This is a genomic window from Streptomyces albus subsp. albus, assembly GCF_000719865.1.
GTDB classification, from domain to species: domain Bacteria; phylum Actinomycetota; class Actinomycetes; order Streptomycetales; family Streptomycetaceae; genus Streptomyces; species Streptomyces albus_E.
This window is the reverse complement of sequence record NZ_JOID01000014.1, coordinates 1-22,276: the sequence shown is the minus strand read 5'-3', so window position 1 is coordinate 22,276 and position 22,276 is coordinate 1. Positions and strand designations below refer to the sequence as shown.

At 72.4% G+C, this 22,276-nt stretch carries 20 protein-coding genes, 1 rRNA gene and 2 riboswitches; of the genes, 5 read left to right on the top strand and 16 right to left on the bottom strand.

All coding sequences use genetic code 11. The annotated features are described in order from the left end of the window. Positions 1 to 130: 130 nt before the first annotated feature. Positions 131 to 1,132 carry an EamA family transporter gene (locus IF83_RS0115135; RefSeq protein WP_037680098.1) on the bottom strand — a complete coding sequence of 334 codons (1,002 nt, stop codon included), beginning with the start codon at positions 1,130 to 1,132 and terminating at the stop codon, positions 131 to 133. 323 nt (positions 1,133 to 1,455) lie between these two features. Here IF83_RS0115135 and IF83_RS0115125 point away from each other — a divergent pair, with 323 nt between their 5' ends. Next, positions 1,456 to 1,830 (top strand): hypothetical protein, encoded by a 375-nt coding sequence (locus tag IF83_RS0115125; protein ID WP_030544696.1) that lies wholly within the window; start codon positions 1,456 to 1,458, stop codon positions 1,828 to 1,830. Positions 1,831 to 2,051: 221 nt separating this feature from the next. Here IF83_RS0115125 and IF83_RS0115120 read toward each other — a convergent pair whose 3' ends face one another. Further along, positions 2,052 to 2,597, bottom strand: coding sequence for a Clp protease N-terminal domain-containing protein (locus IF83_RS0115120; RefSeq protein WP_037680096.1), 546 nt, complete (start codon positions 2,595 to 2,597; stop codon positions 2,052 to 2,054). 349 nt (positions 2,598 to 2,946) lie between these two features. Here IF83_RS0115120 and IF83_RS0115115 point away from each other — a divergent pair, with 349 nt between their 5' ends. Beyond that, entirely contained in the window at positions 2,947 to 3,771 is an 825-nt protein-coding gene (locus IF83_RS0115115; protein ID WP_030544694.1) for a PhzF family phenazine biosynthesis protein, read from the top strand. 106 nt (positions 3,772 to 3,877) lie between these two features. Here IF83_RS0115115 and IF83_RS0115110 read toward each other — a convergent pair whose 3' ends face one another. Next, positions 3,878 to 4,687, bottom strand: a complete 810-nt coding sequence (locus IF83_RS0115110) for a CPBP family intramembrane glutamic endopeptidase (protein WP_030544693.1) — start codon at positions 4,685 to 4,687, stop codon at positions 3,878 to 3,880. 95 nt (positions 4,688 to 4,782) lie between these two features. Continuing rightward, entirely contained in the window at positions 4,783 to 6,285 is a 1,503-nt protein-coding gene (locus tag IF83_RS0115105) for a glutamate-cysteine ligase family protein (protein ID WP_030544692.1), read from the bottom strand. A gap of 485 nt (positions 6,286 to 6,770) precedes the next feature. Here IF83_RS0115105 and IF83_RS0115100 point away from each other — a divergent pair, with 485 nt between their 5' ends. Further along, positions 6,771 to 7,358 carry a hypothetical protein gene (locus tag IF83_RS0115100; RefSeq protein ID WP_030544691.1) on the top strand — a complete coding sequence of 196 codons (588 nt, stop codon included), beginning with the start codon at positions 6,771 to 6,773 and terminating at the stop codon, positions 7,356 to 7,358. Between the two features lie 339 nt (positions 7,359 to 7,697). Next, positions 7,698 to 7,904, top strand: coding sequence for a DUF5999 family protein (locus tag IF83_RS0115095; RefSeq protein WP_030544690.1), 207 nt, complete (start codon positions 7,698 to 7,700; stop codon positions 7,902 to 7,904). 173 nt (positions 7,905 to 8,077) lie between these two features. Here the strand turns inward: IF83_RS0115095 and gcvP are convergent, their stop codons facing one another. Beyond that, complete coding sequence (gene gcvP, locus IF83_RS0115090) at positions 8,078 to 10,972, bottom strand: aminomethyl-transferring glycine dehydrogenase (RefSeq protein WP_030544689.1); 2,895 nt, start codon at positions 10,970 to 10,972, stop codon at positions 8,078 to 8,080. Positions 10,973 to 11,037: 65 nt separating this feature from the next. Further along, a riboswitch (glycine riboswitch) is annotated at positions 11,038 to 11,162 on the bottom strand. Further along, positions 11,163 to 11,261, bottom strand: a riboswitch (glycine riboswitch). Positions 11,262 to 11,375: 114 nt separating this feature from the next. On the opposite strand from gcvP, the gene IF83_RS0115085 reads away from it, so the two are divergent. Next, positions 11,376 to 11,756 (top strand): PRC-barrel domain-containing protein, encoded by a 381-nt coding sequence (locus IF83_RS0115085; RefSeq protein ID WP_030544688.1) that lies wholly within the window; start codon positions 11,376 to 11,378, stop codon positions 11,754 to 11,756. Here IF83_RS0115085 and IF83_RS0115080 read toward each other — a convergent pair. The 11 genes from IF83_RS0115080 to rrf form a co-directional block, all read right to left on the bottom strand. Beyond that, positions 11,669 to 13,279 carry a DNA polymerase IV gene (locus IF83_RS0115080; RefSeq protein WP_051722794.1) on the bottom strand — a complete coding sequence of 537 codons (1,611 nt, stop codon included), beginning with the start codon at positions 13,277 to 13,279 and terminating at the stop codon, positions 11,669 to 11,671. The two genes, IF83_RS0115085 and IF83_RS0115080, sit on opposite strands and share 88 nt — an antisense overlap. Before the next feature lie 78 nt (positions 13,280 to 13,357). Next, complete coding sequence (locus IF83_RS0115075; protein ID WP_030544686.1) at positions 13,358 to 13,969, bottom strand: MerR family transcriptional regulator; 612 nt, start codon at positions 13,967 to 13,969, stop codon at positions 13,358 to 13,360. Between the two features lie 164 nt (positions 13,970 to 14,133). Next, positions 14,134 to 14,607 carry a bifunctional nuclease family protein gene (locus IF83_RS0115070; protein ID WP_030544685.1) on the bottom strand — a complete coding sequence of 158 codons (474 nt, stop codon included), beginning with the start codon at positions 14,605 to 14,607 and terminating at the stop codon, positions 14,134 to 14,136. Between the two features lie 62 nt (positions 14,608 to 14,669). Continuing rightward, positions 14,670 to 15,410: a transcriptional regulator FtsR gene (gene ftsR / locus IF83_RS0115065; RefSeq protein WP_030544684.1), complete on the bottom strand. Its 741-nt coding sequence runs from the start codon at positions 15,408 to 15,410 to the stop codon at positions 14,670 to 14,672. A 17-nt stretch (positions 15,411 to 15,427) separates the two neighbouring features. After that, entirely contained in the window at positions 15,428 to 16,303 is an 876-nt protein-coding gene (locus IF83_RS32090; protein ID WP_394297326.1) for an FHA domain-containing protein, read from the bottom strand. A 154-nt stretch (positions 16,304 to 16,457) separates the two neighbouring features. Next, positions 16,458 to 17,438 (bottom strand): DUF881 domain-containing protein, encoded by a 981-nt coding sequence (locus IF83_RS0115055; protein WP_078843496.1) that lies wholly within the window; start codon positions 17,436 to 17,438, stop codon positions 16,458 to 16,460. Between the two features lie 5 nt (positions 17,439 to 17,443). Then, the gene (locus IF83_RS0115050; protein WP_030544681.1) at positions 17,444 to 17,776 is read right to left on the bottom strand and encodes a small basic family protein; all 333 of its coding nucleotides are present in this window, start codon (positions 17,774 to 17,776) and stop codon (positions 17,444 to 17,446) included. Continuing rightward, on the bottom strand, positions 17,773 to 18,705 hold the full coding sequence (locus IF83_RS0115045) for a DUF881 domain-containing protein (protein ID WP_030544680.1): 933 nt from the start codon (positions 18,703 to 18,705) through the stop codon (positions 17,773 to 17,775). The genes IF83_RS0115050 and IF83_RS0115045 overlap by 4 nt, the downstream gene beginning before the upstream one ends. 109 nt (positions 18,706 to 18,814) lie before the next feature. Further along, the gene (locus IF83_RS0115040) at positions 18,815 to 21,310 is read right to left on the bottom strand and encodes a mannose-1-phosphate guanyltransferase (protein WP_030544679.1); all 2,496 of its coding nucleotides are present in this window, start codon (positions 21,308 to 21,310) and stop codon (positions 18,815 to 18,817) included. 129 nt (positions 21,311 to 21,439) lie between these two features. Beyond that, positions 21,440 to 22,048, bottom strand: coding sequence for a CDP-alcohol phosphatidyltransferase family protein (locus IF83_RS0115035; RefSeq protein ID WP_030544678.1), 609 nt, complete (start codon positions 22,046 to 22,048; stop codon positions 21,440 to 21,442). A gap of 151 nt (positions 22,049 to 22,199) precedes the next feature. Then, a 5S ribosomal RNA gene (gene rrf, locus IF83_RS0115030) occupies positions 22,200 to 22,276 on the bottom strand; the annotation flags it as partial.

Sequence of the window (22,276 nt, the reverse complement as noted above, 5' to 3'; positions counted from 1 at the left end):
CGGTGGCCGCGGAACTCCATGACGCGGGCAGCGGCAACCGGCCCGGCGGCCGGCCGGGCTGGTCTTCGGCGGAGGCCGCCCGCCCTACGCGGGCGGAGGCGGCAGAACCATGAGGTGCACGGGCAGCACTCTAGCCAGTTCCCTCCCGGACGCACCGGCCCCCCGCCTCCGCACCGGCACCACCGGCACCACCGGCCGCCGCCGTCCCCGCCACCACTCCCGCGTCGGCCCTGGGCACCGAGCTCTGGGCGATGAGGGCGCCCGCCAGTACCGCGGCGCCGCCCAGCAGTTGGGGCGCGGAAAGGTGTTCCGCCAGCAGCACCCAGGCGAGCACGGTGGCGACCACCGCCTCCAGGCACGCCACCACCCCGGCCACCTGCGGCGACAGCCGTCGTACGGCCACCACCCCGGTCAGATAGGCCAGGACGGTGGCCACCAGCACCATCCAGCCCAGCAGCAGCGCCGCGGGCACCGCCGCGTCCGCCAGCTCCGCGCGCCCGGCGAGCAGGTGCCAGTCGATGGCCCACGGCCGGGCGAGCAGGGTCAGCGCGGCCGCGCCGATCAGGAACCCGTACGCGATGACACCGGCCGGATCGGCCGCGTCGTCGCCACCGCCGCCGTGGTCCGACAGCACGAAGTAGCCGACCTGGCAGCAAGCCGCGCCAAGCGCAAGCAACAGCCCCAGCGCGTCGAAGCCCAGCCCGGCCCAGACCTCCACCACACAGGCCAGTCCGCCGACCGCGAGGACGGCCCCGAGCGCCGCCGCACGCGTCACCGGACGCCGCTGCACGAACCGGACCCAGCCGAGCACCAGGGCCGGGGCCAGGTATTCCACGAGCAGGGCGACGCCGACCGGGATGCGCGAGATCGCGGCGAAGTAGCAGACCTGCACACCGGCGACGGCCAGCAGGCCGAAACCGGTGAGCAGCGCGGGACGCCTGCGCAGGAGCGCGCGGTGGCGCCAGGCGAGGGGCAGCAGGACGAGAGCGGCGCCCGCGATCCGCAGCCACACCACGTGCAGGGGGTCCACCCCCGCCTCGATCAGCGGCTTGGCCGCGACGCCCGAGCCGCCGAAGGCGAGCGCCGAGACCAGGGCGAGTCCGAGACCGGCGGATCCTCCACGGGACAGCATCCCCTCATGATGTCAGCACCGTTCAGGCCTGTCACGAGTGTCACTGCGGCTGACACCTGACGGCACCGCGGCCGTCCCACGCGACCCCGCCGCCCCGGGCGGCACCGGAGACGTCCCCGGAAACCGTCCCGGGGACGGTCGTCCCCGCAGTTCAGCGGGGCACATGTCCCATGATTACCTCATTTCCCCGCGCATTATGGACAGTTCGGCCTTCGAACCCCCAGGCTCGTCACCGGAAGCAGGCCCGGCCGAGCGGCAGCCCGTCCGGCTGCCGGGCCTCCAGACCGTCCGTCCAGCGGACCATCGGAAAGGACTCCGGACCCATGACGAACGCACACAGGACGAGCCCGCACGCAGCGACCGCCCGCAGGCGCCTCGCACTCGGCGCCGCCGCCGCGGCCCTCGCGGGCGGGCTCGCCCTCCCCGCCACCCCCGCGTTCGCGGCACCCGCCGGCGCCGCGGAGCGGATGGCTCCGGCCGCGGCGGCGGACGCACAGGGCACGGCCCCGGCATGTGTCCGGCGGGACGTGGTCAAGCACCGGAAGAAGGTCACCGTCACCAACACCTGCGGCCGGACCATGCACGTCAAGGTGGTCATCAAGCACGGCCGGGACCTGCCGTGCCTGACCTACCAGCACGGTGAGACCTGGACCGGGCACTGGGGCCGCGGCTCCTACGGCAAGGTCGTCACCTGCTGACGCACCGTCGGTCCGGCGTCCCCGGCGGAGGCCCGTTCCGCCGGGGACGCCCGTACGCGGACCCGCCCGCGGCCGCCGCCACGCCGCGCCCTGGGCTCCCGGCCCGCTCGGCCATCCCGCAGCGCCACCCGTCGCACCGGGTGAGGCACCGGGAACGCCCTCCCATCCCGCCACCCGCCCGGGCCACGAGCACGACGACGACGCGCGACCCGTCCGGCCGCTCAGCCACCGTCCCCGACGGGACAGCGCTCCAGCCGCTCCGCCAGCCGCTCCGGGGCGACCCCGACCCGCCGCAGCACCTCCGCGGCCCGGCACTCCGGGTCGGCGGCCAGGGCGGCCAGCAGGTCCGTTCCCGTCGCCCGGTCCGCTCCCCGGGCGAGGGCCCGCGTCAGCGCACCCTCGACGGCCGAGGCCGCTGCCGGTGACAGCGGCGCCGCGCTCCCCGTACGGGGCCGGAACGGTGCCCCGGAGCCCTCGGGCGCGCCCCGCCAGCGCAGCCCGTAGCCGATGCTGCGCTGGGCCAGGTAGCCGCGCAGCCGCAGGACCTGCGCGGGGCCGCCGTCGAACGCGGCGCGTACGTCCGGGTCGCACTCCAGGAGGCTGTGCAGCAGATGCGCCGTGTCCGTCTGCCGGTCGCCGTCGCGTACGGCGCGCCGGCGGGCGCCGGAGGCCACGGACGCCGGTTCGACGCGCGGCCCGGCGGGGCCGGCCGGGCGGGCGGGGCGGAGCGGGCAGGTGGGCGCGGACTTCGGCGTACGGTTGTGCACCCTCCCACCTCATCAGGTCCCGGCCGCTCCGGCATCCGCGCGAATACTCATCTCCGCCTCCGTCCTCAGACGGGCGGCCCCGTTCACCGTCTCCTCCTCACGGATGAGAGCGCCGCGCGGGGCGGGGGCGCGCCGGGCAGGCGGACGCGCCGTGCGGACGGCGGCACGCGGGAGCCCTCCGCACCGCGAACACCCGCCGGGGGGATGCCGGAAACGGCGCAATGACGGCCGAAGGGCCGCGGAAGGACGACGGGAGCGCGGCCGGATCCGGGGGGACGGGCCGCCCGGGGTCCACCGGCCGCGCATTGGCCTTGGCCCGCGGTCCCCGCCCGGGCCTAGGGTCCGGGCCATGAGGATTCGTATCGTCGACGCCTTCACCGACCGCCCGTTCGCCGGCAATCCCGCCGGGGTCGTCCTTCTCGACGGCGACGGCTTCCCCGGCGCAGCGTGGCTCCAGCAGGTGGCCGCCGAGGTCAACCTCGCCGAGACGGCCTTCGCCCACCGCCTCGGCCCCGGCGCGGACGCGGACTGGGCGCTGCGCTGGTTCACCCCCGCCACGGAGGTCGATCTCTGCGGCCACGCGACGCTGGCCACCGCGCACGTCCTGCACACCACCGGCGCCGCCACCGGAACGGTCCGCTTCACCACCCGCGGCGGCCTTCTGACCGCCACCGCCGGGGACGACGGCCTGATCACCCTGGACTTCCCGACCGCCCCGCTGACCGCCGTCGAGGTGCCGCCGGACGTGCCGGACGCCCTCGGCGCACGGCCGCTGTCCGCCCACGACACCGGACCGACCGTGGGCGACCTGCTGGTGGAGCTGCCCGACGAGCGGTCCGTGCGGGACCTCGCCCCCGACCTTCGCGCCGTCGCCCGGCTCGGTCACCGCGGCGTCATCGTGACGGCGCGCGCCGAGGACCCGGCGGCGGGCCACGACTTCGTCTCCCGTTTCTTCGGACCGGCGGTCGGGATCGACGAGGACCCGGTGACCGGCAGCGCCCACACGGCACTCGCGCCGTTCTGGGCCGCCCGGCTGGGCCGGGATGAACTGACGGGCCTTCAGGCGTCGGCCCGCACGGGGCTGGTCCGCACGGCGCTGCGCGGGGAGCGGACGCTGCTGTCCGGCAGCGCGGTCACCGTCATCGACGGAGAGCTGCTGACCGCTCCGGGCTGACGCCGGGCGTTCCGGCGTGGCGGCCGGCCCCGGCGGTCCGTCCGTGCGTACTGCCGCCCGGACGCGCCGGGCCGGACCGGGTCGGACCGGGTCGGACCGGGTCCCGTCACGGCGGCGTCGGCAGCCAGTCGACCTCGCCCGCGAGCAGCGCGTAGCCGCCGAACGCCACGATGTCGATCAGCGCGTGCGCGGCGACCAGCGGCCCGATCCGCCCCCAGCGCCGGTAGAGCAGCACGAAGACGACGCCCATCACCAGGTTCCCGACGAACCCGCCGATGCCCTGATACAGGTGGTACGTCCCGCGGAGCACCGAACTCGCGACGAGCGCCGCCGCCGGGGTCCAGCCCAACTGCCCGAGGCGGCGCAGCAGATAGCCGACGACCACGACCTCCTCCAGCAGGGAGTTCTGCACCGCCGACGCGATCAGCACCGGGAACTTCCACCACACATCGGGGAGCGACTCCGGCACCACCGTGAGGTTGGCCCCCGTCGCCCACACCGCCAGGTAGAACACCAGCCCGGTGCCGCCGATGGCCGCCGCCACGAGCGCGCCGCGGCCGAGGTCGAAGCCGGGACGGCGCCGGTCCAGCCCGATCACCCGCAGTCCCCCGGCACCCTCACGGAGCAGCAGATGCGCCACCAGCGCGACGGGCACCAGGGCGGTGGCGATGCCGAACAGCTGCCAGGCCAGATCGAGCCAGGGACGGCCCGGCGCCTGGGAGCCGTTGAGGGTGGCCGCCCGGTCCTGCAGATCGCCGGGGGCGGTGACGGAGCCGGTGAAGCTGATGACCGCCGAGAGCGCGCTGGCGCCGACGGAGAGCGCCAGGACGAGCAGCGTCTCCTGCCGCAGCAAGCGCGGCGCCGGCCTCTCCGCGCCGTCCGGCACCCCGTCCGTCCTGCCCGACTCTGCCCGCACAACCCGCCTCCGGTCCGCCGCGTTCCCCTTTTCTACACGCCGGGGAAGCGGCGCCACCACGCGGCCCCGCCGGGGAGCCCGGCGGGGCCGGGGGCTCAGTCCGGCAGGTCGGCGGGCCAGGTGTGCACCGGCTTCCCGGTGCGCGCGAGTTCCGCGTAGCGCCGGGTGGTCGCGGCCAGGGCGGTCTGCCGGTCGAGACCGCGCTCCCGCGCCTGGCGGAAGGCCTCGGCCTGCCATGAGGCGCCGTTCACCCGCCGCCGGCAGCGTTCCTCGATGATGCCGAGGTAGTGGTCGCGGTCCGCGGGCTCCACGCCCCAGGCGTCGAGGCCGGCGGCCGCCAGCGGCAGCAGTTCCTCCCGGACCAGGCGCGGGGCGGGCACCTCCGCCACCGCTCCGCCCCGGCCCTGGCGCGGCCAGCGCAGGGTGGCGTCGATGCCGTACCGGCAGGCGCTGTCGAAGTTCCGCGACGCGTCCCCGAAGGGCAGCCGGGTCCACACCGGCCGGCTCTCCTCCGCGAGGGCGCGGACCAGGCCGTAGTAGAAGGCCGCGTTCGCGATGACGTCGTCGACGGTGGGCCCGGCCGGGAGCACCCGGTTCTCCACCCGCAGATGGGGACGGCCGTCGGTGATGTCGTAGACGGGACGGTTCCAGCGGTAGATGGTGCCGTTGTGCAGCACGAGTTCGTGCAGCCCGGGGACGCCGTCCTCGTCCAGCACCTTGAGCGGGTCCTCGTCGTCGCAGATGGGCAGCAGGGCGGGGAAGTAGCGCACGTTCTCCTCGAAGAGGTCGTACGCCGACTCGATCCAGCGCTCCCCGAACCAGGTGCGCGGCCGCACGCCCTGGGCCTTGAGTTCCGGGGCCCGGGTGTCCGTGGACTGCTGGAAGAGCGGCGGCCGGGACTCCCGCCACAGCTCACGGCCGAAGAGGAAAGGGGAGTTGGCGCCCACGGCGATCTGCGCGGCGGCCGCCGCCTGGGCGGCGTTCCACACGGCGGCGAAGCGGCCGGGGGTCACCTGGAGGTGCAACTGCACCGAGGTACAGGCGGCTTCGGGCGCGATCGAGGCGCTGGTGTAATGGAGCCGTTCGACGCCCTCGATGTCGAGCACCAGGTTCTCCCCGCGGGCGGCCAGGATCTGCTCGTTCAGCAGGGTGTAGCGGTCGGCCTCGGAAAGGTTGGCGGAGACGAGGTCCGGACCGGCCAGAGTCGGCAGAATTCCGATCATTACGATCCCGGCGTCGACTTCCCGGGCTTTGCGGTCGGCATATGCGAGGGCGGTGCGGATCTCTTCGGCCAGCTGGTCCAGAACGCGCCCCGACAACCGGTGCGGCACAATGTTCACTTCGAGGTTGAACTGCCCCAACTCCATCTGGAAATCCCCGCTGCGGATGCGCTCCAGAACTTCCGCATTCATCATCCGGGGCATCCCGTCCTCCCCTGCGAGATTCAGCTCGATCTCCACCCCCATGAGATTCCTCGGGCGATCGAACCTCTTCTCCTCCAGCAGCCGCCCCAGACCCTCCAGGCACTGGTGCAGTTTGGCGCGGTAGCGCTGCGGATCCGCCAGGTCGAACCCGTCCGCCTCGACCTTCTCGCCCATCGAAGGGTCCCTCCTCCAGTGCACCGGTGCCCGGGATGATGCCCGGCCGGCCGGACCGCGACGCCCCGGCGGACAGCATCTGCCCGCTGGGATGCGCACTACACCCCGGGGGCACATTCCAAGGGCATAAAGAGAGCCCGGGCGGGCATCGCGCAAAGGTCGCGGCGCGAAGGTGTGGTGAAAAACACCAACGGGATTCGGCCGACCGCCCTCCGTTACATAACACAAGGCCACGGGTTCCGCGAACGGACAGAAGGGCGGAACTTCCCCCACCGGTACGGTCCGGTTTCAGTCTTGCCCGTAATACGCGCGTCGGCTAGCCGAAACGCGCCGTGAACACGCACCGTATAAACTCCGGGTACGCGGGCAGAGAGTACGTGTCGCCGGCATTCCCCGCTCCGGCCCCTCTTCCGCCCCGTCATGCTGACATTGTCGTCCGCACGTGCCCAGCATCACCCGTGTCTCCGAAGTGAGAGGCGACCATCATGCCGCTGCTTTCCCTCCAGGCCCCCGTGCACGCCCGGCGCAGCACCCTCGCGGCGCTCGGCTCTGCGACCGCCGCGCCGGTGCTCCGCTCGCATCCGGGCCCGCTCACTCCGGAGTCGCCCTTGCCGGTCCACGTCATGGAGGGCATCACCCGGCAGGACGGTCCGCCCGCGGCCCGCCTCACCGCGTGGCGCTTCCTGGTACGGAGCGGGGGCCGCGCGGTGGCCGCCGCCGAGACCAAGCCGGGGCCGGACGGCTGGGCCTTCTCTCACTTCTTCGGAGGCCCGTACCTCTCCTCCACCGAGCGGGCCCTGCGCCAGGCCGAATCGCTGTCGGGCCTGTACCAGCCGCGTCTGCTGTCGGTGCCCGAGCTCTACATGCTCACCCTGTGGCTGCACGGCGACACCGCCGCGGACCCCGCCGAGGGCCATCCCGCACCCACGGATCTGCTGGTCCCCCTCGCGCCCGCGCCCCCCGGCATCGCCGCGCACCGCCCGCACCGGGTCTCGGACCTGCTGCCGGTGCTCACCCTCCGGCTGGGCCCGGTGGCACCCCTGCTGGACGCGACCGCCTCACCGGCGGCCTGACCGGCCCGTCACCGAACAGGGCCCGTCACCGAACACACGCGCCCCGCGGCTCCCCCGGCCGCGGGGCGCCGCTGTGCGCCCCCACCGCGCCACCGCGCCGGCCCGACCGGACTAGTCCGCTCCGGCCATGGCGAACCACCCGAAGGGGCCGTCCTCTTGACGGCAACCGTCCGCAAGAGTGGTGCGTCATCACCCTGGAAGGCCAGGTGCGGCGAAATGCCTGCGAGACACCATTCCGCGGGCAACACTGGGACCGACCAAGGAAAAGGAATACGGGGGGCGGTTATGAACACTACGTCAGGCCGCAGGACACTCACACCACAGCGAAAGATCCCTGCCATGTGCCAGCACTCCTCACCGTGCCCGACAGCCGACTCCGCCGACCGGGAAGCCGCCCAGCTGGTGGCGCACCACCCCGAACAGGGCTGGAGTCTGCTGTGCAACGGCGTCCTGCTCTTCGAGGACACCGGTGAACTGCTGCCCGACGGGCAGATCATCGCTCCGCACCGGCCACTGGGCATCGAGCACGTGATGACCGCTGCCTGATCCGGCGGCCGGTAACGACGGGCACCACACAGAGATCACACCACGCAGATCACACCGCACAGTCACACCGTGCGGAGATCACAGGGCCGGCCCGGCGGATCGCCGGACCGGCCCCGTTCGTGTTCACGCCCCCGCCGGCACCGCGCCGCCCGACCCGGCCGGCGGCGGCCGGGTCAGGAGTCGTAGTCCTCCAGCGGCGGGCAGGAGCAGACCAGATTGCGGTCACCATAGGCGCTGTTGATGCGCCGTACCGGCGGCCAGTACTTCTCCCCCGCCCCGACTCCGGGCGGGAACACCGCCGTCTCCCGGCTGTAGGGGTGCTCCCACTCCCCCGCCAGGGCGGCCGCCGTGTGCGGCGCGTTGCGCAGCGGGTTGTCCTCGGCCGGCCACTCCCCCGAGGCGACCTGCTCGATCTCCGCGCGGATCCGGATCATCGCTTCGCAGAACCGGTCGAGTTCGGCCAGGTCCTCGCTCTCCGTGGGCTCGATCATCAGCGTGCCGGCCACCGGGAAGGACATCGTGGGCGCGTGGAAGCCGTAGTCGATGAGCCGCTTGGCGACGTCGTCGACACTCACCCCGGCCGCCTTGGTCAGCGGCCGCAGATCGATGATGCACTCGTGCGCCACCAGCCCCCCGGGGCCGGTGTAGAGCACCGGATAGTGCGGCTCCAGCCGCTTGGCGACGTAGTTGGCGCTCAGCACGGCCACCTGCGTGGCCTGCCGCAGCCCCTCGGCTCCCATCAGCCGGACGTACGCCCAGGAGATCGGCAGGATGCCCGCCGACCCCCAGGGCGCCGCGGACACCGGGCCGACGCCCGTCTCCGGGCCGGCGGCCGGCTGGAGCGGGTGGTTGGGCAGATACGGCGCGAGGTGGGAGCGCACGGCGACCGGGCCGACGCCGGGCCCGCCGCCGCCGTGCGGGATGCAGAAGGTCTTGTGCAGATTGAGGTGCGAGACGTCACCGCCGAACCGGCCGGGCTCGGCGAGGCCGACCAGGGCGTTGAGGTTGGCGCCGTCCACGTAGACCTGGCCGCCCGCGTCGTGCACGGCCGCGCAGATCTCTCCGATGTGCTCCTCGAACACCCCGTGCGTGGACGGGTAGGTGACCATCAGCACGGCCAGCTCGTCGCCGTGCTTCTCGATCTTGGCGCGCAGGTCCTCGGTGTCGACCTCGCCGTTCTCCGCGGTCTTCACCACGACGACCCGCATGCCCGCCATCACGGCGCTCGCCGCGTTGGTGCCGTGCGCGGAGGACGGGATGAGGCAGACGGTGCGCTGCTCCTGGCCTTGCGCGCGGTGGTAGGCGCGGACGGCGAGGAGGCCGGCGAGCTCGCCCTGGGAGCCGGCGTTCGGCTGCAGCGACACCTTGTCGTAGCCCGTGACGGCCGCCAGCTGCTCCTCCAGCTCCCGGATGAGGGTGAGGTAGCCCTCCGCCTGCTCGGCCGGTGCGAAGGGGTGCAGGGCGCCGAAGCCGGGCCAGGTGACGGGCTCCATCTCGGTCGTCGCGTTCAGCTTCATGGTGCAGGAGCCGAGCGGGATCATGCCGCGGTCCAGCGCGTAGTCCTTGTCGGCGAGCCGGCGCAGATAGCGCAGCATCGCCGTCTCCGAGCGGTGCTGGTGGAAGACGGGGTGGCCGAGGTACTCGCCGGTGCGCAGCAGCCCCCCGGGCAGCGCGTCCGGCACCGAGGCGTCCAGCTCGTCGACGGAGGCGGCGTCGGCCGGGACGCCGAACGCGGCCCAGACCGCGGCCAGATGGTCCCTGCCGGTGGTCTCGTCGCAGGCGATGCCGACGTGGTCGGCATCGGTGAGCCGCAGGTTGATCCCGGCGTCACGCGCCGCCGCGACGACCTCGGCGGCCCGGCCGGGCACCCTCGCGGTCACCGTGTCGAAGAACGCCCCGTGGACGACCTCGACCCCGCCGGCCCGCAGGCCCGCGGCGAGCAGGGCCGCGTAGCGGTGGGTGCGGCGCGCGATGTCCGCGAGTCCGTCCGGGCCGTGGTAGACGGCGTACATCCCGGCCATCACCGCGAGGAGCACCTGCGCGGTGCAGATGTTGCTGGTCGCCTTCTCCCGGCGGATGTGCTGCTCGCGGGTCTGCAGCGCCAGCCGGTAGGCGGGGGCGCCGTCCGCGTCGACGGAGACGCCGACCAGGCGGCCCGGCAGATTGCGGGCGTAGGAGTCCCGCACCGCCATGTAGCCGGCGTGCGGCCCGCCGAAGCCCATCGGGACGCCGAAGCGCTGGGTGGTGCCGATCGCTATGTCGGCGCCCAGCTCTCCGGGCGAGGTGAGCAGGGTGAGGGCGAGCAGGTCGGCGGCGACGGTGACGACGGCGCCCAGCTCGTGCGCCCGCTCGATGACGGCCCGCGGGTCGGTGATCCGGCCGGAGGCCCCCGGGTACTGCAGCAGCACGCCGAAGATCCCGCGCTCGGCGATCTCGTCGGGGATGCCGCCGGACAGATCGGCGACGACGATCTCGGTCCCGGTGGGCTCGGCGCGGGTCTCGATGACGGCGATGGTCTGCGGCAGGCAGTCGGCGTCGACCAGGAAGACCCCGTCCTTCACCTTGCCCACGCGGCGGGAGAGCGCCATCGCCTCGGCGGCCGCGGTGCCCTCGTCCAGCAGCGAGGCGCCGGCGGTGGGCAGACCGGTGAGGTCGGCGACGACGGTCTGGAAGTTGAGCAGCGCCTCCAGCCGGCCCTGCGAGATCTCCGGCTGGTACGGGGTGTAGGCGGTGTACCAGGCCGGGTTCTCCATGACGTTGCGCAGGATCACCGGCGGGGTGAAGGTGCCGTGGTAGCCGAGGCCGATCATGGAGGTGAGGACCTGGTTGCGGCCGGCCAGGGCGCGCAGTTCCTCCAGGACCTCGGACTCGCCGCGCGCCTCGGGCAGGGCCAGCGCCCCGGTGCTCTTGATGACGTCCGGGACTGCGGCCGCGGTGAGCTCGTCGAGGGAGCCGTAGCCGACCTGGGCGAGCATCTTGGCCAGGGCTTCGCCGCCGGGGCCGATGTGACGCTGCGCGAACGGGGTGCCACGCTCCAGCCGGGAGAGTGGAATGCGGGGTGCTGTCATCTGCGGAGGCCTCCTGGTCGACGCGGACCTGCGAAGGGGCACCCTGACGGGTACCCCGAACGGGGGCCTCCCCCTCTGTCGTCGACCTGAGAGCTTCGCCGGACCCGCACTGCGGCGTCCGGCTTTCACCGTCGGTGAGGAAAGGTTCCGGCACGGACGGCCCGGCACCTGCCCTGCTTTCCAGAGTGACCTCGCCCGTGCGGTACGGGTGCCTGAGAGATTCCGGGGAGGATTTGCTCCTTCGGCGCCCCCGGCCCCGAGGGGCGGAGGACTCTCCCGCACGGGATCTGCGGCCACGGCCAGCGTACCAGCGGGGCCCCGGACCGGTCCCCCGAGTGGCCGCCCGGCCCGATCTGGCCTTACGTGGTTCCCACGGGGACATCGCCGACCAGTTGGAGGAACCGTGCACACGGGGACCGACCCGCGGAGCCTCATCGGCCGCAAGGCCTTCGACAGCGACGGTACGAAGATCGGCACCGTGGACGAGGTGTATCTCGACGACGCCACCGGGCTGCCCGAGTGGGCGGCCGTGCGCACCGGCCTGTTCGGCCGGGACGCCTTCGTGCCGCTGGAGCCGAGCGAGTTCGTCGACGGCACCCTGCACGTGCCCTACCGCCGCTCCCTGATCCGCAGCGCACCGGACTTCGGCGTGGGCCGGCATCTCTCACCGGAACAGGAGATCCAGCTCTACCACCACTACGGACTGGAGGCGGAGCTCCCGGACGGCGACGAGGAGGCCCCCGGCCGGGAGGGCTCCGGCCGGATCGCCGGATCCGGCGCCTGACCGCCCGGCGGGCCGGGTGCCCGGCCCGTACCCCGGCCGGGATCCGGGCGGCCTGCCGGTCCGGGATCGGTGCCGCCGGCCGGCCGTACCAGGGGCGGCGGCGGGGCCGGCTCCAGGGCCGGGTCGTCCGCGGGGAAGGTCCGCACCCGCCCCGGCTCCGACCAGGGCTGCTCGAACCGTACGGTCACCCTGCCGAGACCGCTGCCCTGGACCCAGCCGGCCCCGTACTCCGCGTGCCGCACGTCGTGCCCGGGATGCCACCGGTGGGCGCCCTCCCGCGGGTCTCCGGCGTTCCTCTCGTGCCCGGCCGGTGACGGTTCCGCCGCGGCGGGACTCTCCCCCGGCGCCTCCTCCGGCCGGTCGGGCCGCATACCCGCCTCCGCGTCCGCATCCCCGCCCGGCCCGGTCCGTGCGCGGACGGCCGGGGCCGCCGGGCCGGTGCCCTCGAGCGCGGCCTGCGCGAAGAGATCCTCCTGGGTGAAGTCCGCCAGCCCGCTGACGCCGACGCCGAGCAGCCGCACACCGCCGGTGGTGTCCACCCCGTCGAGCAGGCGCACCGCCGCCTCGCGGATCACCGCCAGGTCGTCGGTGGGCCCGCGCAGCGTCTCCGAACGGGTCAGTGTGGAGAAGTCGTAGCGCCGGACCTTGAGGACGACCGTGCGCCCGGACCGGCCGGCGGCCCGCAGCCGGGCGACACACCGCCCGGCCAGCCGCACCACCTCCCCGTACACCCGGGTCCGGTCGTGCAGATCCACATCGAAGGTGTCCTCCACAGAGACCGACTTGCTGTCCCGCTCCGCCACCACCGGGCGGTCGTCCCGGCCGCTGGCCAGGGCGTACAGCGAGGTGCCGTGCGCCTTGCCGAGCAGCCGCACCAGCTCCGCCTCCCCCGCCCCCGCCATCTCCTCGACGGTGCCGATCCCCGCCCGGCGCAGTTGCTCCGCCGTGGCGGGACCGACACCGGGCAGCACCCGGACCGGCATCGGCGCGAGCAGTTCGCGTTCCGTCCCCGGCTCGATCACCACGAGGCCGTCCGGCTTCGCCTGCTCGGACGCCATCTTCGCGAGCATCTTGGAGCCGGCCAGGCCGACCGAACCGGTGAGCGAGGTCCGCGCACGGATCGCGGCCCGCAGCCGCTCGCCGGTCTCCCGGGCCGCGGCGGCCGACGCCGGGGGTGCCGCGCCCGCCTCCAGGTCCACGAAGGCCTCGTCCAGACTGAGCGGCTCCACCAGCGGCGACAGCTCCCGCAGCAGTTCCATGACCGCCTCGCTCACCTGCCGGTACAGCGAGAAGCGGGGCGTCAGATAGGCGGCGTTGGGGCAGAGTCTGCGGGCCTGGGCCGTGGACATGGCCGAGTGGACGCCGAAAACCCGCGCCTCGTAGGAAGCTGTGGCGACGACACCGCGCGGTCCGAGACCGCCGACGACGACCGGCTTCCCGCGCAGACTGGGCTTGGACGCCTGCTCCGCCGAGGCGAAGAAGGCGTCCATGTCCAGATGCAGGATCGTCGGAACGGGTCTCACGGCACTGATGCTGCCCTACGGCACCGACAACGTCTCCGGCGGCCGCCTCCCGCAGGACGCGGCGGGCGGGGAGCGGCCTCAGCCGGCCCGGTTCCGGCGGCGGGCCAGCTCGTCGCCGGGATGGTGCCCGATCAGGGTCTCCCCCGTGTCCACCCGCTCGCCGTGCAACTGCTGCAGCGCGCACTCCACATCGCGCCAGACCACGCCGACGGCGATGCCGAACATCCCCTGGCCGCCCTGCAGCAGGCCGACGACCTCGTCCGGAGAGGAGCACTCGTGGACCGTCGCTCCGTCGCTCATGAGCGTCATCCGCGCCAGATCGGCCCGTTCACGGGTGCGCAGATGGCGGACGGCCGCGCGGATGTTCTGGAGGGAGACACCGGTGTCCAGGAACCGCTTGACGATCTTGAGGATGACGACATCCTCGATGCTGTAGAGCCGCTGACTGCCGGACCCCTGGGCGGAGCGGACGCTCGGCTCCACGAGCCCCGTACGGGCCCAGTAGTCGAGCTGCCGGTAGGTGATGCCCGCCGCCGCGCAGGCCGTGGGGCCGCGGTAGCCGATCCTCTCGGAGGGCTGACCGGGCGACGGCACGGGACCCGTCGCGGCGGTCTTCTGGAGGGGAGCGGAGCCACCCGCGTGGAGCGGAATGGGACCGCCCGCCGCTGTACCGTCGCCGGTGCTGCTCACGCCGACCTCCCGTCCTTGACCTGCCTTGTCGACGGTAGGCAGTAGCCGGGGGTGCGTCAACGATCGCCGCGCTCGGCACGCCGGGTGATACTCACCCCGAGGGTGGTTTTCCGTAACCACGGACGGGGAACGGCTCAGCGAATGCGCGGCGACTGCCGCCCGGGTCACTGATTGCTGGTACCGAAGTCCTCCGGCGAGATCTGGTCGAGGAACTCGCGGAACTTCTCCACCTCGTCCTCCTGCTCGTCCGGGATCGCGATACCGGCGTCGTCCAGCACCCCGTCACTGCCGTAGATCGGCGTTCCGGTGCGCAGGGCGAGGGCTATGGCGTCGGACGGGCGGGCGCTCACCTCGACACCACTCGCGAAGACCAGCTCCGCGTAGAAGACACCCTCCCGCAGATCCGTGATGCGGACCTGGGTCAGCTCCTGGCCCACCGCTTCGAGCACGTCCTTGAACAGGTCGTGCGTCAGCGGCCGGGCCGGGGCCATGCCCTGCTGGGCGAAGGCGATCGCGGTCGCCTCCCCCGGTCCGATCCAGATGGGAAGGTACCGGTCGCCTCCCACCTCACGCAGGAGCACGATCGGTTGGTTGGAGGGCATTTCCACCCGGACACCCACGACGTCGAGCTCGTTCACACAGCAACCCTAGGACCTGCCCGGCCGTTTTGGGTAGTCGGGCACCCCGCGGAAGCGCACAGTCAGCGCAGGCGCACCCCGAGCGACGCCTGCACGAGGGCGGCGTGAAGCCGCAGCGACAGGGTCGCCAGCTCGCGCGCGGTGGATTCGGCGTGCGCGCGCGTCTGGGGGTTGCGGTGCCGCCGCAGCGGCGAGACGACCTGTTCCACCAGGCCGGCCTCACGGTCCGCGGCCGCCTTCATGACCCGCAGGTGCCGGGGTTCCAGACCGAAGCGGCCGATCTCCCCGAGCAGCCGGGCGATCGTGAGGGCGTCGGGACCGTAGCTTCCGTCCTCCAAGGGCGAGAGCAGGCCGTACGACTCCCATTCGGCCAGTTCCCGCTCCTCGACCCCGGCCCCGGCGAGCAGCCCGGCGCGATCCGTCCGGCACGGGGCCGGTTCCGCGTCACCGGAGTCCAGCACACCCTCCAGCAGGTCCCGGGCCCGGCCCGGCGCGGGGACCTCCGGCTGCTCACCGCGCTCCAGGGCGTCCAGATGCTCGCGGATCACCTTGAGCGGCAGATAGTGGTCGCGCTGCATCCGCAGGACCCGTGCGAGGCGTTCGACATCGTCCGGGCTGAACTTGCGGTAGCCCGACGGAGTCCGCCGCGGCTCGACCAGGCCCTCCGCCTCCAGGAAACGGATCTTGGAGATGGTGATCTCCGGGAACTCCTCCCGGAGAAGGCCCAGGACCCTGCCGATGCTGAGCAACCGGCTCTCGGGGGCGGCGCCGGAACCGGCGCCGCCCGACGGTGTCTGACGCATGGGCCTTTCCCTGGCGGTCAGATGCTCCGCTGGCTCGCGTAGAAGACCAGCCGGTACTTGCCGATCTGCACCTCGTCACCATTGGTCAGCGGCACCGAGTCGATGCGCTCCCGGTTGACGTAGGTGCCGTTGAGGCTGCCGACGTCGGCCACGGTGAAGCCGCCGTCCGAGCCGCGGCGGAACTCCACATGGCGCCGGGAGACCGTCACGTCGTCCAGGAAGATGTCGCTCTGCGGGTGGCGGCCGGCCGTGGTCAGCTCGCCGTCCAGCAGGAAGCGGCTGCCGGAGTTCGGGCCGCGCCGCACGACCAGCAGGGCCGAGCCCGGCGGCAGGGCGTCGACGGCGGCCTGCGCCTCCGGTGAGAGCGGCGGCACGGTCTGGCCCGTGGCCTCCGCCTCGTAGGCCTCCAGGCCCGAGATCGAGATCGTCGAGGTGGTCTCCGACGGGCGCTCCGAGGGCGCACCGCGCAGCGGCGCACCGCAGTTGGAGCAGAAGCGGCTGGCCTCGGCGTTCCGGTGCCCGCACCTCGTACAAACCGGCAAGGCCGACATGGACTGTGCCTCCTGCTGCGACGGCCCACCGGGGGCCTGGGACGCGTACGGACCGGACCCGAACTCTCCACCCGCACTTGAGGTTGATGAACCTATGCGTCCGGACGCGGCAGGGTCAACAGAGGACGCGCCGCCGCCATCGCCGGTCCCCGCCACCTCGTCGCGGAACAGCGGCCGCTCCGCCTGCCGGCCGCCGCTCTCCTCCGGGCCCCCGGCCCGGTGACGGGCACCGCCCGCCTCTTCCCGAGCACTCTTACCGAACAACTTCCCGAACAACTTCACGGGCGATTCCCCTTGACCGAAACAGACCCGCCCGTGGGGCAGGACGAAACCTCGTTGCACACTTCGTGTGCCGACCCGGACATGAAGACAACGTCCGCGCCCACCAGACAGTTTCCACCACGCACCGCTCTCCCGGTGCTCCGACCCCCCGCAGCCGCAACGGCCCGGCGAGCCCCTCGCGCGTACCGCCCGCGCCCCGGCGACCGGCCGCCTCTCACTGCGGTGACGACCGAGCGTAGTCAGGCCGATCCGCTGCCCGCAAGGCGTCCACGACGATCTTCTCCTCGCGGCTGACGGACACGGTGGCCTGCTCCTTTTCCATGCTCTGCACCACACCCCCGGGAATGTTGAGAGCGGGCTCCAGATCCTGCGGGTCGCCGATCGCCTTGATCCGGAACGGCTGTTCCACACCCTGCCCGTCGATACGGACCCGGTCGCCGTCCTGCGTGAAGAACGTGCCCGCCACCACCCGGACGTCGTTGATCTGGATCGCCTCGGCGCCGGCGGCCCGCAGCTCCTGTATGGCGTCCAGCAGCTTGTCCGCGTCGACGGCCCCCTGCGGGGCGCTGACGACGATGGTGAGCCCGGGGCCCTCGGCGGCCACCGTCCCGGCCAGCACGCCGAGTTGCTGTTCCTTCTGCTCCGTCTGACGGCGCGCTTCCTCCGCCTGGTCGGAACTGTTCTCCAGCTCGGTGCGCTGCTCCTCCAGGCGCTGCTTCTCGTCCTGCAGCCGCTGGGTCTGATCGCCGATCTCGTCGAGGATCCGGACGAGATCCTCCTGGCGGGCGCCGCGGAGCACGCTGGCGTCGCTCGTGGACCGGACCTGGATCGCCAGGCCCAGACCGAGCACGCACAGCAGCAGCGCCACGATGAGCTGCGCCCGGCTGAACCGCGGCGGCCACAGGGCGGCCCGCAGACGCCGGCGCCCCGTCATGGCCTCCCCGGTCGGCGGGGCCTCCGGCGCCGTGGCGGACGCTTCCGCGCCGGCTCCGGAAGCGGAGGCGGTCGGGCCCGACGGGGCACCGGCCGCCGAGGGCTCCCCGGCCCGCGGTTCCCCGTCCGGGCGCGGAGCCTTCTCCTCGGGCAGCGGCTGCCGCGCCGGTCCCGGCTCGCGCCGCGGCTCCGCGCCGGCCTCCGGGGACCGGCCGCGGTCCGCGCCGGCGCCGTCCCGCTCCGGTGTCCTGTCGTCGTTCATCGGCCTCACGCCCGGAAGATGTGGCGGCGGATGGCGGCCGCGTTGGAGAAGATCCGGATGCCGAGCACCACGACGACGCCGGTGGACAGCTGCGCGCCGACTCCGAGCTTGTCACCGAGGAAGACGATCAAAGCGGCCACCACCACGTTCGACAGGAACGACACCACGAAGACCTTGTCGTCGAAGATGCCGTCCAGCATCGCCCGCAGACCGCCGAACACCGCGTCCAGCGCGGCCACCACGGCGATGGGCAGATACGGCTCCACCACCGCGGGCACCTCCGGCCGGACCAGCAGTCCGACCACGACTCCCACGACGAGGCCCAGTACGGCGATCACGATATGCCCTTCCCTGTGTCGGCGGTGCTCTTCTCGGCGCCGCCACCGCCCAGCGGTTTCGCGTTACGAATGATCAGGCTCGGCGCGGCCGGCAGGTCGACCCGGTCCTGCGCCGAGATGCTCGCACGGACGCCGTAGTTGTCCTGCAGCACCTTCAGGTACTGGCCGTCGGCACTGTTCTGGAAGGCCTGGCGCAACCGCTGCCCGTCCCCCACCGCGAGCACCGTGTACGGCGGCGCCAGCGGCCTGTTGTCGACCAGTATCGCCTCGCCGGCCCTTCTGATCGCCGAGACCGCGGTGAGCCGCTGGCCGTTGATCGAGACCGCCTCGGCCCCGGCCCCCCACAGCCCGTTGACGACGCGCTGCATGTCCCGGTCACGAACCCGGCCGCTGTCGGCGAAGCTGCTGCTCTCCCGAGGCCCGTCGCCGCCCGCCTCGGTGCTCTCGGCGTCGTTCACCACCAGCCGCACACCCGGGCCGTGCACGGGGGTCGCGCCCGCCAGCAGCGCGGTCAGCTCCCCCTGGGAGCCCCCGTGCTTCTCCAGTGCCTCGCGCTGCGCCGCGCCGACCTCCCGGCGCAACCGCTCGACGCTCTCCTCCAGCGCGTCCGAACGCTCCGTCCCGTCCTCGATCCGCTGGATCAGTTCCTCGCGCTCCTTGGCACGGACCGGGGCCTCCACTCTGGCCTGGGCGGCCCCGACGGTGACGACAACCGCCGCGAGCACCAGGCCGGCCGCGAGCCCCAGCTTCGACCGCAGGGTCTTCGGCAGGCCGGCCGAGCCGTCGGCCGCACGACGGGCGGCAGCCTCCGCGTAGCCCTCGTCCAGGCTGTGCTCCGTGACGTTCGTCAGCAGTGACATGGACGCGTCGGGGCGCGACCGGCGCGCGGGAGTGCTCCGATCGGGGGACTGCTGCGACATGCCGCACATCGTCGCACGTGAGGGCCGTCACCGCCGAATGTGCCCACCGATACGGACAATCGGGGGTGGCCCGCCGGCGCGCGGCGGGCCACCCCCGGCGTCCCGGGAGGGGAACGGCTCAGCGGCCGGCGCTGTCCACCACCGCGGCCCACTCGTCGAGCAGCTCCTGCGCGGAGGCGTCGTCGGGCCCTTCCGCCCAGAGGTGGGTGACGGCCTCCGCCGGGTCCGGGAGGACCATGATCCAGCGGCCGTCGGCCTCAACGACCCGCACGCCGTCCGTGGTGTCCACGTGCCGGTCCCCGGCGGCCTCCACGACCCGGCGCATGACGAGGCCCTTGACCGCCCACGGGGTGGCGATGTCCCGGCGCCGCACATGGGCCCGCGGGATCCGCGCGTCGATCTGACTGAGCGTCAGTTGCGTCCGGGCGACCAGGGCGATCAGCCGGACGAACGCCGCCGTACCGTCGAAGACACTGCTGAACTCAGGGACGATGAAACCGCCCTTGCCGTCACCGCCGAAGACAGTGGACTCCGCACGGCTCACCCGGGTCAGGTCGTCCGGTGACGTCGTCGTCCACTCCACCTGCGTGCCGTGGTAGGCGGCGACCTGCTCGGCGATCCTGGTGGTGGTCACGGGCAGCGCCACCCGTCCGCTGCGCCGCTCGGCCGCCACCAGGTCGAGCATGACCAGCAGCGCCCGGTCGTCCTCCACGATCCGTCCCCGCTCGTCGACCAGGGACAGCCGCTCACCGACGGGGTCGAAGCGCACCCCGAACGCGGCGCGCGCCGAGGCGACGATCTCGCCGAGCCGCACCAGACCGGAACGGCGCGCGTCCGCCGTCTCGGTGGGACGCGACTCGTCGAGACCCGGGTTGATCGTGAGAGCGTCGACCCCGAGCCGTCCGAGGAGACTGGGAAGGACCAGTCCCGCGCTGCCGTTGGACGCGTCGACCACGATCTTCAGCCCGGCCTCGGCGACACCCGTGGTGTCGACGGCACGCAGCAGTGAACCGGTGTACGCGTCGAACACGCTGGCCGGGAAGCGGAGATCACCGATCTCACCGGGGAAGGCACGGCGGTACTCCTGGCGGGCGAAGACGCGGTCGAGTTTGCGCTGCCCCGCCTGGGACAGGTCGGCCCCCCGCTCGTCGAAGAACATGATGTCGACCGAGTCCGGGACCCCGGGTGTCGTACGGATCATGATGCCGCCGGCACTGCCGCGCGCTGTCTGCTGGCGGGCCACCGGCAGCGGCACGTTCTCCAGATCCCGCACGTCGATGGCACTGGTCTGGAGGGCGGAGATCACTGCCCTCTTGAGCGCGCGGGCACCGCGGGAGTGGTCACGGGCCGTGGTGACCGTCGACCCCTTCTTCAGGGTGGTCGCGTAGGCCCCGGCCAGCCGCACCGCCAGCTCAGGAGTGATCTCGACGTTGAGGATGCCGCTCACCCCGCGGGCGCCGAAGAGCTGCGCCTGGCTGCGGGACTCCCAGATCACCGAGGTGTTGACGAAGGCGCCCGCCTCGATGGTCTTGAACGGGTAGACGCGGACGTTGCCCTGCACAATCGATTCTTCGCCGACGAGACACTCGTCGCCGATCACGGCCCCGTCCTCGATCCGGGCGGCCCGCATGATGTCGGTGTTCTTGCCGATGACGCAGCCGCGCAGATTGCTCTGCTGACCGATGTACACATTGTCGTGCACGACGGCCTTGTGCAGGAAGGCGCCGCTCTTGACCACGACGTTCGACCCGACGACGGTGTGCTCCCGGATCTCGACCCCGGATTCCACCTTGGCGTAGTCGCCGATGTAGAGCGGTCCGCGCAGCACCGCCTCCGGGCTCACCTCGGCGCCCTCGGCAACCCAGACACCGGGGGAGATCTCGAAACCGTCGATCTCGACGTCGACCTTGCCCTCGAGCACATCGGCCTGCGCCTTGACGTAGCTCTCGTGCGTGCCGACATCCTCCCAGTAGCCCTCGGCGATATAGCCGTAAATCGGCTTGCCTTCCTTCATCAGCTGCGGGAAGACATCGCCGGACCAGTCGACCGAGACGTCGGCCTCGACATAGTCGAAGACCTCGGGCTCCATGACGTAAATACCGGTGTTGACGGTGTCCGAGAACACCTGCCCCCATGTCGGCTTCTCCAGGAACCTCTCGACCTTCCCTTCCTCGTCGACGATGGTGATGCCGAATTCGAGGGGATTGGGCACTCTGGTCAGACAGACGGTGACCAGTGCGCCCTTTTCCTTGTGGAAGTTGATGAGTTCGGTGAGGTCGAAATCGGTGAGCGCGTCACCGGAGATGACGAGGAAGGAATCGTCCTTGAGGGCTTCCTCCGCGTTCTTGACGCTGCCGGCGGTGCCGAGGGGCTTTTCCTCGTTGGCATAGGTGAGCTCCATTCCGAGCTCTTCCCCGTCACCGAAGTAGTTTTTGACGAGGGAGGCGAGAAACTGCACCGTCACCACGGTCTCGCTCAGCCCATGCCGCTTGAGCAGCCTCAGAACATGCTCCATGATTGGCCGGTTCGCCACCGGCAGCAGTGGCTTGGGCATGCTTGAGGTCATGGGGCGAAGGCGTGTGCCTTCGCCGCCGGCCATCACGACGGCCTTCATGTCGGAAGCGTCCTCCTTGAAGAGACGACGGTCACACCGACCGAGCTCGGCCAGTCCGCCGGGATGGCACCCACCGCACTGGCACGCGGAAACCCGGCGTTCAGCCGGGGCCACAGCGTCGGGGCAGGCTCAGCCGGTCGAGGTATCCGCCTTCACGAGTCGGCGGACCTGAACCACATAGAGAGTTCCTGCCCACCAATAGAGACTTGTACCCCATCCCGCGAACGCCCATCCGAAAATAGCAGCGAGCTGCGGGAGCCATCCGCTTCCGTCACTCAGCAGCAGCAACGGGAAGGCGTACATGAGGTTGAAGGTGGCCGCCTTCCCGAGAAAGTTGACCTGGGGCGGCGGATAGCCGTGCCGGCGGAGGATGCCCACCATCACGAGAAGGATCAGATCACGGGCAAGGAGCGCCGCGGTCAGCCAGAGCGGGATGATCTCCCGCCACGTCAGGCCGACGATCGTGGTGAGGATGTACAGGCGGTCGGCCGCCGGGTCGAGGATGCGCCCCAGGCTGCTGATCTGGTTCCAGCGACGGGCGAGCTTGCCGTCGAGGTAGTCACTGACGCCGCTGAGCGCCAGGACCAGCAACGCCCATCCGTCGGCTTTGGGCCCGCCGAACTCCGGCAGCAGAATCAGCCACAGGAAGAGGGGCACGCCCAGCAGGCGCGCCATGCTGAGAATGTTCGGGATGGTGAGGACACGGTCTGTCTGGACCCTGGTCTCCTGGAGCTCCACCCGTGGCCTCCCGGAAGGACGTTTCAACGTTACCCCCCGACTTTACCGTTGCGCGGCGCCGGCGAGTGCGGAGGGTCGCGGGACCGTCCGGACATGCAAAAAGCCGGGTTTCCCGGCCACAACTGGCCCGGGAAACCCGGCTTCACAAGGAGTTCGGCGGCGTCCTACTCTCCCACAGGGTCCCCCCTGCAGTACCATCGGCGCTGAAAGGCTTAGCTTCCGGGTTCG